The following is an 11,902-nucleotide window of genomic DNA, read 5'->3' as shown; positions in this document are numbered from 1 at the left end:
CGGACACCGGACATCACGCGGCGGTGGCCCGTGGTGCGGCGGGTGGGTCGATGGGTGGGTCGGCGGGTGGGTCGATGGAATCGGGCACTCGGATACGGTGACCCCGCGCGTCCGTGAAGACCCACCCCGTCTCCACCAACACACCCCCGACATTGGCGGTCGCGGGCTTGCCCTGCCAGGACATAGCGATCCCCCGCGCATCAACCATCTGGTGATGGAACCAGCACAACAACGCACTGTTCGCCACCGACGTGGCACCACCCTCAGCCCAGTGCGTCACCGCATGATGCACCTCGCACCGCGACGGCGGCTGATCACACCCCGGGAACACACAACGCCCATCACGGGCGATCACCGCACGCCGCATCTGCCCCGACACCGTCCGCCGCGCACGCCCCACATCCAACACCGCACCATCGGGCCCGAACACCACCCGCGTCACCGCACTGTCACACGCCAACCGACGCAACAACCCCGACGGCACCCGAGAACCAGACTCCGTGAACACCGCACCACCCGACGCCAGCAACCCCGAACCCGACACCCCAGCCCCCGCACCCAGCCCACCCGCACCCGCACCCGCACCCGCACCAGCACCAGCACCAGCACCAGCACCAGCACCAGCACCAGCACCAGCCACGATCACCGGACCAGCACCAGTACCCGGCGCCCCCAGGCACGACCCGCTCGCGTTCAACGCACCCGCGTGCGACGCGCCCGGCCGGCCCGGGACGCTCTGCCCACAGGTCAGGCACAGGCCCTCACGCGTGCGAGTGACCTGGGCTACCAGCTCCGACCACGAGACCGTGACACTCAGGTGCGGCCGGATCAACGCACCCGGCGAGACCACGTTCGCATCCAGCACCACACGCGCCACATCCGCCAGACCCTGCGCACGACGCTGACCCGGCGTCCTGCAGTCCTCAGCAGCCGGAGCACCCACCACCCCATTCAAAGCCGTGGTCAGCAACAGGCCGTGCTCATCGGTCAGGAACCCCGCCACATGAAACCCGCCCAACGTCTTGGACACGTCCAGGAACTCACCCCGGGCCGCCCGGTCATCCTCCACCTCGTCCGTGTCCGGGTCGATGATCGTGGCGAACCGGCGCGCGACCACCCGGAACTGGTCCGCGTTCAACACCCCCGCCTCCCGCAGGACCAGACCCTCACCCGTCACCACGGTTCCCTCCGAGATCGCGGTCTCCAGCACTTGGGTGATCTGGTCACGGGTGCGGGAGCCGTCCGGGTCATCAGCCGGGTCGGGCAGATCCACCGCGACCGTGTCCACGAACGCCTCCGGTGACGTGGGCTCGCCGGTGCGAGCGTCGATCAGCCACGCCAACGCGTCCTGACGCGTCTGACTCGTGGGCGCGACCTCCGCCATCACCCGGGCATGATCCACACCCAGGATCCCCGCGACCAGACGCTCACGCGTCACCGGGAGGGCCTGCGCCAGACGACGCGCCATAGCCACGTCCTTACGGGCCGTCGACGCCGCCACACCCTCCCGCAGCCGCAACCACGACGCGAACGTGCGCGACATACCACCACTGCGCCACGAACCGTCGTCCTCGATCCGCGGCAACACGGTCAACCGCACACCGTCCAACCGGCCCGTCACCCGCCGGATCCGGGTGTGCGCCTCCATCAACCGGGCCACCGTCGGCGCACCCCAACCATCCAACACACCCGGTGCCACCAGATCGGCCAGCTCGCCCACGGCCGTCTCGATCCGGGCCAGCACCACCTCCAACGACCCCGGGGACACACCACCCGACGCCATCCCGTTCGAGTCCACCGTGCCACCCCCTCGTTCGCCTGACACCATTGTCTCGAACATTCATACGCATCGCGAGGCACACTTCCAATCTGTGGATAACTCTTCGCACTCCGGAGGGGCGCCGCCGAGGGCTGCGCCAACGCCGTCCGACACCCCTGCCCTCGCGGAACCTGCCGGACCTCGCGAGGCTGTGGCCATGGGCGAGTTCACCGAGTACATCGCCGGCCTGGACGGGCCGGCCAAGGACGCCGTCGAGCACGTGCGTGCGCGGGCGCTGGAGCTCGTGCCGGACGCCGAGGAGGGTATGGGCTACGGCATGGCCGCCCTGCGCTACCGGGGCAGCCCGCTGGTCTCTGCGCGCGCCACCGCGAAGCACATCGGGCTGTACCCGTTCAGCCCGCCCGCGATCGACGCGCTCGCACCCGACCTGGCCGGTTTCTCGACGTCGAAGGGCACCGTGCGGTTCACACCGGACCAGCCGCTGCCGGACGACGTCCTGGACCGCCTCGTGCTGTTCCGCCGCGACGAGATCGACGCCATGCGGTCACGCTGAACCGTGACGCTGCACTGCACGGCCACGCTGAACCGCCACCCTGCGCAGCCACGCTGCGCCCTCTCGAGAAGCAGCCACGTCGAGCAGCCACGTCGAGCAGCCCGGTCGAGCGGCCACGTCGCACCCCACCCGGGGACGTGCGGGCGCCCAGCGCCCAGCGCCTCGCCTCAGTCGGCCCGGCGCGGCCCGGGGTCGCGCTCGGGTTCCAGCACGCTGCGCTGGTTCCGGGTCAGCCACAGCACCAGCCGGTCGACCGCCCACACGGCCGCGAGCGCCACGCCGGGTGCGGAGGCTCCCGCGCGCCAGCACAGGTATCCGACGCCGCCGAAGAGGGCAGCCTCCATCACGACCTGTGCCCAGGCCGGGACCGCCACGGGCGCTTTCGGCGAGAGGAACGTCGCCCAGAGCGCGATCACGACGGCCGGCGCGAGGAGGACGGCTGCGACGCGCCAGCCGCCGTCCGCGAGGTTCCAGGCGGCGTAGCCCGCGCCCGCGGCGAGTGCGAGCTCGAGCAGGAAGCGCACGACGAGGGCAGTAGTTCTCACGCGCGCCAGCGTACGCACCCGGTGACCAGGGCTCACGCGTCGTCCCAGCGTTCCTCCGGGCGTCCCCACGTTCCTCTGGCCGGAGCCCCGGACTGCCCTCTTCGATCCGGCGCAGATCGCGCGGAGGTGTCACGTCTGCCGCCCCGATACCGTCAGAGGGGTATGACGCGAGAGCATGTCCGCATGACCGAGCCCTTGGCCTCGCCGACCGCCGCGGCTGCCGGTAGATCCGACGCGACAGCCGGCACGACGCCGTCCGGCACCGCGCCCGGTACCGGCGCCGTCCTGGACGACGCCGCGCTGGCCCGGCTGCGTCCGCTCTCGTTCGCGGTCGCCTACCGGATGCTGGGCAGCGTGGCCGAGGCGGAGGACGTGGTGCAGGAGGCGCTGACGCGCGTCTCGCAGGCGCCCGACGTGCGCAACCCCGACGCGTTCGTCACCACGGTGACGACGCGCATCGCCATCGATGTGCTGCGTTCGGCGCGGGTGCGGCGGGAGCAGTACGTGGGCGAGTGGCTCCCGGAGCCGCTGGTCGGTCCCGTCCCGTCGCTGCCGGTCGCGATGGCGACGCCGTCGCCGGACGTCGCGCGGCACGCCGAGCTCGCCGACGACCTCTCCACCGCGTTCCTGGTGCTGCTGGAGACCCTCACGCCGTCCGAGCGCGCGGCGTTCCTGCTGCACGACGTGCTCGGTTTTCCGCACAGCGAGGCCGCCGACGTGATCGGTACCAGCGAGGTGGCCGCGCGCCAGCTCGCCTCGCGCGCCCGACGGCGGATCGCGCGGCGCGTGGGGCCACGGTCCGAGACGCCGCATTCAGCGACGCCGCGGTCGGAGACACGACAGTCCGAAGCACGAAAGTCCGAGGCACGACAGCCCCAAGCACCGCACCCCGTAGCGGCCCAGAAGGCGGAGCAGGACCAGCCCGCGGAGCAGCACGCGGAGCAGGACCAGCCCGCACACCACGCCCTGCCCGCGCGGCCCCGTACCGCGAGCGACCGGGCCCGCGCCGAGGAGCTCGTGTCCCGGTTCCTCGCAGCGTGCGAGGAGGGTGCGGTGGACTCGTTCCTGGAGCTCCTGGCCGAGGACGTCGTCCTCACGGGCGACGGCGGCGGGAACGTGCCCCAGGGCATGTCGATCGCCCGCCCTGTCGCGGGCCGCGTCACGGTCGCGCGGATGCTCGCGGCCTTCATCGGCCGCGGCGCGCCGCTCCACTTCGAGCGCGCGCTCGTGGGCGGCGAGCCCGGCCTGCTCATCGTGGCGGACGACGTCGTGGGCGGCGGGCTGATCGGCACGTGGTCGTTCGAGGTCTCCGGCGGCCTGCTCGTCGGTATCCGGGGCGTGATCAACCCGGACAAGCTCGGGCACCTGGGGCAGCTCGCGGATCTCGACCGGCTCCAGGCCGCCCTCAGGAGCGCGCTCGCCGCACGGGCGGCGGCCCGTCAGGCTGCCGCCCGACAGACCGCCGGCCACACTCGCTAGATCGCACCCGAACCGCACTCGCCAGACCGCACTCGCCAGACCGCGCCCGTCGCGGCCGCTAGACCACGCCCGTGGCGTCCGGAGCCGCGTCCGGCGTCGGCTCGCCGGTCGTACCGGCGTCGGCCACCGGTGCCTCCTGCACGAACCACATCAGCACGAGCCCGACCAGCACCACCGCGATGATCCCGAGGGTGCCCCAGATGGTCGCGCCCGTGATCGCGATGATGAGGGTCCACAGGCCGTGCGACATCCACGACGTCGCACGGCCGGTCGTGGCGTAGAGGCCGAAGATCTCGGACTCCTTGCCGGCGGGCGTCACGCGGGCGAGGTAGGACCGGGAGGCGGCCTGCGCCGGTCCGACGCACGCGGACAGCAGGAGCCCGCCCACCCAGTACACGATCGGGCCGAGGTCACGCAGGAACACGACGCCGAGGCCGGCGACGACGATGACGCCGAGGGTGGCGAGGATGACGGAGCGGGGCCCGAACCGGTCGTCGGCCCGGCCGACCAGGATGGTGCTCACGCCGGCCACGAGGTTCGCGGCGATGCCGAAGATGATCACCTGGTCCGTGGTGAACCCGAAGCTCGCCTTGCCGATGATCGCCCCGTAGGCGAAGACACCGGCCAGGCCGTCCCGGAAGACCGCGCTCGCCAGCAGGAACCAGAACGTGCGCCGCGAGGTGCGCCACAGGCCCTGGATGTCCCGGAAGAGCACCACGTAGCTGGCGAAGAAGCCGACCTTGGGCCGCCCGCTCGACGCCGGCATCTCGGGGACGAACGCGAAGATCGGCCACACGAACGCCAGGGCCCAGATCGCGCAGAACACCGCGATGATGCGGTAGGCGAGGCCGTTGTCGGTGGGCATGCCCCACCACTCCGAGAGGTTGGCGACGACCACGAGGGCCAGGACCAGGATCCCGCCGACGTAGCCCAGGCCCCAGCCGAGGCCGGACACCCTGCCGACGGTCTTGGGCGTGGCGACCGAGACCATCAGCGCGTTGTAGTTCACCCCGGCGATCTCGCTGAGCACGCTGCCCAGCGCGATCATGATCGCGCCGAACACGAAGTAGGCCGGGTCCTCCTCGACGAACCACAGCGCGAGCATGCAGAGCACCAGGGCGGCGGTGGCCCCGCCGAGCCAGGCCTTGCGGCGGCCGGACACGTCCGCGCGCTGGCCCAGGACCGGGGCGAGCAGGAGGATCGCCAGTCCGGCGATGAAGTTCCACAGCCCCAGGCCGGCGGTCAGCTCCGCGATCCCGCGCACGAAGGCCGGGTCGTCCTCGCCCAGCGCGGCGACCGAGGGGTCGAGGAACGACTCCGTGGTCAGGTACAGGGCCGTGAACACGAACGTGAGGATCACGGTGTTGAACGGCTGGGTGCCCCAGTCCCACAGCGCCCAGGAGAACACCCGGCGCCGCGGGATCCGCACGCCTTCCTGCAGCTCCAGGCCCATCCTCGGGGGCGTCGGTGTCTCGCTCGCCGAGGAAGGCTGCGCGTCGGGTCCGGGTACGGCGTCGGTCATGGCCGCAGTCTGCCCGGGTCGCATGAATCGTGGGTGCTGGAGCGGTCACGATCTCATACCGACCCGCGGGTCAGAGCGCCAGGTTGTGCCGACCGATCTGGTCCGTCCCGGAAACACCCGCGAGCGCCATCGTGAGGTCGAGCTCGGCCAGGACGTGCTCGGCGACGGCGCGGACGCCGTCGGCCCCGGCGAGGGCCAGGCCGTAGACCCAGGGGCGGCCGAGGAGGACGGCGTCGGCGCCCAGGGCGAGCGCGGTGAACACGTCGGCCCCGGTGCGGATGCCGGAGTCGAACAGCACGGGGACGGCGCCGCCCGCTTCCGAACCGGACGCCCCCGTCCACTCCCGCACGGCGTCGACCACGGGCCCGAGGGCGTCGATCGAGGCGACGGCGTTGTCGACCTGCCGGCCGCCGTGGTTGGACACCACGATGCCGTCGGCGCCGTGGTCGAGGGCGGCGCGGGCGTCGTCGGGGTGCTGGATGCCCTTGACGAGGATCGGGAGGGTGGTGCGCTCGCGCAGCCAGGCGAGGTCGGCCCAGGTGAGGGTCGAGCGGGAGAAGACGTCCAGGAAGGTCTCCACGGCGGCCCGGGCGTAGGGCTGGGTGAGGTTGCGCAGGGTGGGGCCCGGGTGGTGGCGCGCCATGGACAGCAGCGAGCGGACGGCGGCGGCCGTGGGCCGGTTGGACGGCGCAGGTTCCGACGCCGCCGACGCCGTGACACGCGCCTCGACGAGGCTGCGGAACACGGGGTCGCTCAGGTACTGGGCGATGCCCTCGGCGCGGGCGAACGGGAGGTAGCCCAGGTCGAGGTCCGCGGTGCGCCAGCCGAGCACGTGGGTGTCCAGGGTGACGACGATCGCCTCGCAGCCGCTGGCCTCGGCGCGGGAGACGAAGGACTCGACCAGGGCGTCCTCGGACGACCAGTAGAGCTGGAACCAGCGCGGGCTGTCGCCGAGGGCGGCGGCCGTGTCCTCCATGGGCGTGGACGCCTGGGACGAGATGACGACGGGCAGGCCGAGGTCGCGGGCGGCGCGGGCCAGGGCGGGCTCGGCGTTGCGTGGCGCCGCGGCCCGGCCACCGCGCTGGTGCTGCACGGCGAGCTCCAGGGCGCCGACCGGCCCGAACAGCACGGGGGCGGGCAGCTCGCGGCCCAGCAGGGTCGTGGCCAGCGACCGCTCGCCGACGTCGACCATCTGGCGCGGCACGATCCGGTACCTGCCGAACGCCTCCCGGTTGGCCGCGACGGTGCGCTGCGCGCCGGCGCCGCCGGCCACGTAGGACCAGCCGGTGCGGGTCATGCGGCGGCGGGCGGCGGCAGCGAGCGCGCCGGGATCGGTGGGCACCGTGGGCCGGCGGCCGTAGACGCCGTCGCGGTAGATCGCCGACTGCACCGTCCGGCCGATATTGATCCCGCCATGAGTAGGCATGTCGGACATCCTGCCATCTCGTGATCGGCCGTCGTGCTCTGCGGACATGTCGGCGGGCATGTCAGCCGGCATGTCAGTCGGCATGTCAGCGGCCATGTCAGCAGGCATGGCCTGGCCCGCGGACGCCTACCCCCGGGCCCGCTCCCCGGCAGCCCCGGGGATCCGCAGCGGCGTCCCCGCGAGCGCCTCGACCTGGTCCCAGACGCGGGCCGCGAGGTCGCCCTCGGGTGACGCCGTCCGGGGCGTCGGGTCCACCCGCACGGGGAGCCCCTTCAGCCGGCCGGCCGGCGCGTAGTAGTCGCCGTTGCGCGCCAGCGGGTCGGTCAGGGCGCGCACCGCCGACCAGGCGGCGGTGTCCTTGCCCTGGGCCCAGGGCGTGTAGGGGTTGCGCTGGTACGGCGTGGTCGCGTCGCGGATGCCGGCACGGTGCGGCGTCCGGGCGTCGACGCCCACGCCCGGCCGGGTGACCAGCGAGGAGACGGGCGTCCCCGCGGCCTCCAGCCGGCGCGCCAGCTCGAACGCGAGCACCTCGGTCACCGTCTTCGCCTTCGTGTAGGCGCTGAGGGCGACGCGCGGCACCCGGCGGACGTCGTCGACCGCCGTCGGGAACTGCGTGACGAACCCCGTGGAGGTGTGCACCACCCGTGCCGGCGTGCCGGTCCGCTCGCCCGTGGCCGCGAGCGCCGGGAGCACGCCCGCCAGGAGCGCGACTCCTGCGACCACGTGCGTGCCGAGCATCAGGGGCAGCCCGTCGGCCGTCGTCGCGTCGCGCCGCAGGGCCACGGACCCGCCGTTGAGCAGCAGCCCGTCCACGCGCGGCAGGGCCGCGATCCGTGCGGCGGTGTCGGACACGGAGGTCAGGGACGCGAGGTCCACGACGACGGTGTCGAGGCGCGCGCCGGGCACCTCCCGCTCGATCGAGGCGACGGCCGTGTCGAGCTTGCCCGCGGAGCGGGAGGCGAGCACGACGTGCGCGCCGGCCGCGGCGAGCTGTTCGGCGGCGAAGTAGCCGATGCCGGCGGTGGCGCCGGTCACGACGTGCGTGCGGCCGGTCTGGTCGGGCAGGCGGGCGGGGTCCCAGGCCGGGTCGGCGGAGCGATCGGCGGGGCTGTCAGCAGTCATGACGGTCCTCAGGTCTCTGGGCATGCCTCGGCGCGCATCCTTGGCACACGACCTCGGCATACATTCGGATGATGTATCCGTTTGAGCCTAGCACCCGAAACGGATGTTCCATCCACTTCTGCGGTAGGCTCGTCCCATGCCCGCTCTCCGGTCCGACGCCGCCCGCAGCCGCGCGCGCATCCTCGAGGTCGCCCGGCGCCACGACCCCGGGGCGCTCCGGCTCAACGACCTCGCGCGCGAGGCCGGCGTGGGGGTCGGCACGGTCTACCGCCACTTCCCCACCACGCACGCGCTCGTGGAGGCCCTGACCCTCGACACGCTGGAACGGCTGCGCGTACTGGTCCGCGAGGCCGTCGCGGAGCCCGACCCCGCCACGGCGATCACGCATCTCCTGCACGCCGCGCTGGACCTCCAGCTCGAGGAGGGCGGCCTGCAGCCCGTGCTCCTGTCCGCCGAGGACGAGGACGACGAGGTACGCACCGCCAAGCAGGAGATCGGCGCGGGGTTCGAGCAGATCCTGGTCCGGGCCCGCGCCGCCGGCGTCGTCCGGCCGGACCTGTCCACGCAGCAGGTCGAGCACCTGGTGTGCGGGATGGAGCACGCGGTACGGCTGGGCGCGACGTCGGACCGCGGGCCGTACCTGGAGATCCTGCTGGCGGGGCTGCGTCCGGCCTGAGCCGGTACCCGGGAGATCGGACGTCCCAGAACGTGGCGACCTGCGACCAGGGCCGTCCTCGACATACGATCCCCAGGTGCCTGGTTCCCCGGAAGACGCGCTCGACTGGCGCACCGACCACCTGCTCGGCGAGCCGTTCCAGGAGGCCCCGCTCGGCCCGGCGACCCTGGTGCGCTACCCGTACCCGGCCGACCGGCCGGCACCCCGGGCCGCCGTGATCCACGTGCACGGCTACAACGACTACTTCTTCCAGGAGCACCTGGCCCGGACCTTCACCGCGGCCGGCTACGCGTTCTACGCCGTCGACCTCCGGGCCGCCGGACGCTCCCTGCAGCCCGACCAGATCCCGCACTTCGTGCTCGACCTGCGCGAGCAGGCGAGCGACATCGCGGCGGCCGCCCGCGCGGTGCGCGGCCTGGAGCCGGGCCTGCCGCTCGTGGTGCACGCCCACTCGACGGGCGGGCTGACCGCCTCCCTGTGGGCGCACGCGCACCGCAACGCCGCGGGGGCCGACGCCGGTCCCGACGTGCTGGTCCTGAACTCACCGTTCCTCGACCTGCGCGCGCCGCACTGGCAGCGCACCGTCGGCACCCGCGTGCTCGACACGGTGGGGCGGCTCGCGAGCACCGCGATCATCAGCGACGGCCCGTCCCGGTACGCCGAGCACCTGCTCGCCGCCAACGGCGGGCGCTGGGAGTTCGACACGACCCTCAAGCGTCCCGAGGGCCTACCCGGCCGCGTGGGCTGGTTCGTCGCGATCCGGCGCGGGCAGGCACGCGTCGCCGCCGGGCTGGAGATCGCGTGCCCCGTGCTGCTCGCCCGGTCCGACTCGTCCGGGCCGGACTCGCTGGACAACCCGCTGCTCGACGCCCAGGACACCGTGCTCGACGTCCGGCAGATGGCCGCGCTCGCGCCCGGCCTGGGGCTGGACGTCACCGAGCTCGTCGTGCCGGGCGGTGTGCACGACCTGTCGCTGTCGGCCCGTGGGCCGCGCGAGGCGTACCTCGACGGCATGTTGAAATGGACCGACAGCAGCATCGATGCTTGAGTTCCAGTTCGTGAGGTTCGACGTCGTGAGGGACAGCCAGTGACCTACTTCGAGGGGCCCTTCCAGGCCCTCGCCCACCGCGGGTTCGCGCACGCGTCAGCCGGCACCGAGGGGCTGGAGAACTCCCTGGCGGCGTTCGGCGCCGCCGTCGACCTCGGCTACCGGTACGTGGAGACGGACGCGCACGGGACGGTGGACGGCGTCGCCGTCGCGCTGCACGACGAGTCGCTCGACCGCACCACCGACGGGACGGGTCTGGTGGCCGAGCTGCCGTGGTCCGAGGTGAGCGAGGCCCGCATCGGGGGCGTGGAGCCCGTTCCGCTGCTGGAGGACCTGCTGGGCGGGTGGCCCGACCTGCGTGTGAACATCGACGTCAAGCACTCCTCCAGCGTCGGTCCGGTTGCCCGGGCGATCGAGCGGACCTCCGCCTGGGACCGCGTGTGCGTCACGTCCTTCGAGGTGGCCCGACGGCGGGCGACGCTCACCAAGCTGTCCCGCCCGGTCGCGACGTCGGCCGGACGCAAGGAGATCGCGAGCTTCCTGACGGGGGTCCGCGTCCACGTGCCGGCCCTGTCCCGGCGGGCCCTGCGCGACGTCGACGCGCTGCAGGTCCCGGTGCGCGAGGGCTCGATCACGGTCGTGGACGCGGCGTCGATCGCCGCGGCGCACGCGCTGGGCAAGAAGGTGCACGTCTGGACCATCGACGACCCGGACGAGATGCGGCAGCTCATCGACGACGGCGTGGACGGCCTGATCACCGACCGCGCCGACCTGCTCAAGGACGTGCTGATCGAGCGGGGGCTCTGGGAGTAGCGCGTCGGTCACAGCAACGTGGCGCAGCGCCGTCGGGAACAGCGCCGTCGGGAACAGCGCCGTCCCGCACTACTCGCAGCCGACGCCGTCGCCGTCCCGGTCCAGGTGGGAGCCGTAGCCCGGGTCGCCGCTGTACACCGGCGCGGCGCCTGCGGCCCGCGCGGCGTCGCAGTTCTCGTAGTAGGCCGTGCCGCCGGAGTCGGCCGTCCCGCCGTCCCCGGTGGCGCCGCCCACCAGCCCGGCAGCCTCCGCATCTTCGACGGCCGCCTCCCGCTGGGCGACGTCGGACTCCCGTGTGTCGACCTCGGCCTCCGCGGTCTTGACGTCGGCCTCGCGCGTCCGGAGCTTCTTCTCCTTCTTCGCCACGTCGTCGGCCCGGCTGTCCAGGCTCTTACGGTCGTCGGCCAGCGCGGCCTCGTCGGTCTCGAGCGCTGCCTGGGCCTCGGCAAGGTCGGCCTGCTCGCTCTCGAGCTGCGCGCGCTCCTCGGCCACGGCAGCCGACGCCGCAGAGGCGGACGCCGAGGCCTCGGCTCCGGCGACCGGGCCGTCGCCCTGGCCGCCACCGATGCCGCCGATGCCCACGCCCAGGAAGAAGATCAGCAGGGCCGCGCCCGCACCGCCGACCATCGCCCATCCCCTGCGGTTCCGGGTGGACGCCGGCTGCTCGTCCGGGACATCCACGGCCACGGCGTCCTTGCCGATCAGAGCCGTGTCCGGCACGTCGACCCACAGCCGCCAGCCCGCCGGGACCGACCACTGGGGGTTCGGTTGCCACTCAGGATCCGGCTTCCAGCCCTCGGGCGGGACCGGCCAGCCGGGTGGAAGGTTGTAGACCCTGCGCATGTCGGGGCACCTTTCAGTCGGCACGCGGCCGAACCGCGCGCGCTGTGCACCCCTGCCCTTCGGACGCTAGGCGCCCACCGCCCGCATTGCACAGA

General features: G+C 73.1%; 11 protein-coding genes. 5 read left to right on the top strand and 6 right to left on the bottom strand.

From position 1 onward, the window contains the following. Positions 1-13: 13 nt before the first annotated feature. Positions 14-1,798 (bottom strand): HNH endonuclease signature motif containing protein, encoded by a 1,785-nt coding sequence (locus ACZ7LE_RS19960; protein WP_470404992.1) that lies wholly within the window; start codon positions 1,796-1,798, stop codon positions 14-16. Between the two features lie 178 nt (positions 1,799-1,976). Here ACZ7LE_RS19960 and ACZ7LE_RS19955 point away from each other — a divergent pair, with 178 nt between their 5' ends. Next, positions 1,977-2,333, top strand: a complete 357-nt coding sequence (locus tag ACZ7LE_RS19955; protein ID WP_470404991.1) for an iron chaperone — start codon at positions 1,977-1,979, stop codon at positions 2,331-2,333. Positions 2,334-2,500: 167 nt separating this feature from the next. Here ACZ7LE_RS19955 and ACZ7LE_RS19950 read toward each other — a convergent pair whose 3' ends face one another. After that, on the bottom strand, positions 2,501-2,878 hold the full coding sequence (locus tag ACZ7LE_RS19950; protein ID WP_470404990.1) for a YrdB family protein: 378 nt from the start codon (positions 2,876-2,878) through the stop codon (positions 2,501-2,503). Between the two features lie 183 nt (positions 2,879-3,061). Between ACZ7LE_RS19950 and ACZ7LE_RS19945 the strand changes: the two genes are divergently transcribed. Beyond that, the gene (locus ACZ7LE_RS19945; protein ID WP_470404989.1) at positions 3,062-4,357 is read left to right on the top strand and encodes a sigma-70 family RNA polymerase sigma factor; all 1,296 of its coding nucleotides are present in this window, start codon (positions 3,062-3,064) and stop codon (positions 4,355-4,357) included. 58 nt (positions 4,358-4,415) lie between these two features. Here ACZ7LE_RS19945 and ACZ7LE_RS19940 read toward each other — a convergent pair whose 3' ends face one another. From ACZ7LE_RS19940 to ACZ7LE_RS19930, 3 genes are all read right to left on the bottom strand, one after another. Next, entirely contained in the window at positions 4,416-5,879 is a 1,464-nt protein-coding gene (locus ACZ7LE_RS19940) for an MFS transporter (RefSeq protein WP_470404988.1), read from the bottom strand. A 70-nt stretch (positions 5,880-5,949) separates the two neighbouring features. Beyond that, the gene (locus ACZ7LE_RS19935) at positions 5,950-7,305 is read right to left on the bottom strand and encodes an alpha-hydroxy-acid oxidizing protein (protein WP_470404987.1); all 1,356 of its coding nucleotides are present in this window, start codon (positions 7,303-7,305) and stop codon (positions 5,950-5,952) included. 126 nt (positions 7,306-7,431) lie between these two features. Beyond that, positions 7,432-8,427: an SDR family NAD(P)-dependent oxidoreductase gene (locus ACZ7LE_RS19930; RefSeq protein WP_470404986.1), complete on the bottom strand. Its 996-nt coding sequence runs from the start codon at positions 8,425-8,427 to the stop codon at positions 7,432-7,434. Positions 8,428-8,563: 136 nt separating this feature from the next. Here ACZ7LE_RS19930 and ACZ7LE_RS19925 point away from each other — a divergent pair, with 136 nt between their 5' ends. The 3 genes from ACZ7LE_RS19925 to ACZ7LE_RS19915 all read left to right on the top strand — a co-directional run bounded on the left by ACZ7LE_RS19925 (position 8,564) and on the right by ACZ7LE_RS19915 (position 10,964). Continuing rightward, a complete protein-coding gene (locus tag ACZ7LE_RS19925; protein ID WP_470404985.1) occupies positions 8,564-9,103 on the top strand; it encodes a TetR/AcrR family transcriptional regulator in 540 nt (179 codons plus the stop codon). A gap of 76 nt (positions 9,104-9,179) precedes the next feature. Beyond that, positions 9,180-10,151: an alpha/beta hydrolase gene (locus ACZ7LE_RS19920; RefSeq protein WP_470404984.1), complete on the top strand. Its 972-nt coding sequence runs from the start codon at positions 9,180-9,182 to the stop codon at positions 10,149-10,151. Positions 10,152-10,190: 39 nt separating this feature from the next. Further along, positions 10,191-10,964 carry a glycerophosphodiester phosphodiesterase gene (locus tag ACZ7LE_RS19915; RefSeq protein ID WP_470404983.1) on the top strand — a complete coding sequence of 258 codons (774 nt, stop codon included), beginning with the start codon at positions 10,191-10,193 and terminating at the stop codon, positions 10,962-10,964. 69 nt (positions 10,965-11,033) lie between these two features. Here the strand turns inward: ACZ7LE_RS19915 and ACZ7LE_RS19910 are convergent, their stop codons facing one another. Further along, positions 11,034-11,807, bottom strand: coding sequence for an excalibur calcium-binding domain-containing protein (locus ACZ7LE_RS19910; RefSeq protein WP_470404982.1), 774 nt, complete (start codon positions 11,805-11,807; stop codon positions 11,034-11,036). Positions 11,808-11,902: the final 95 nt, after the last annotated feature.

It is taken from the genome of Promicromonospora sp. NPDC110617, from assembly GCF_055598465.1.
Note: the sequence above shows the minus strand (reverse complement) of the source record. Positions and strands in the feature narration are given on the sequence as shown.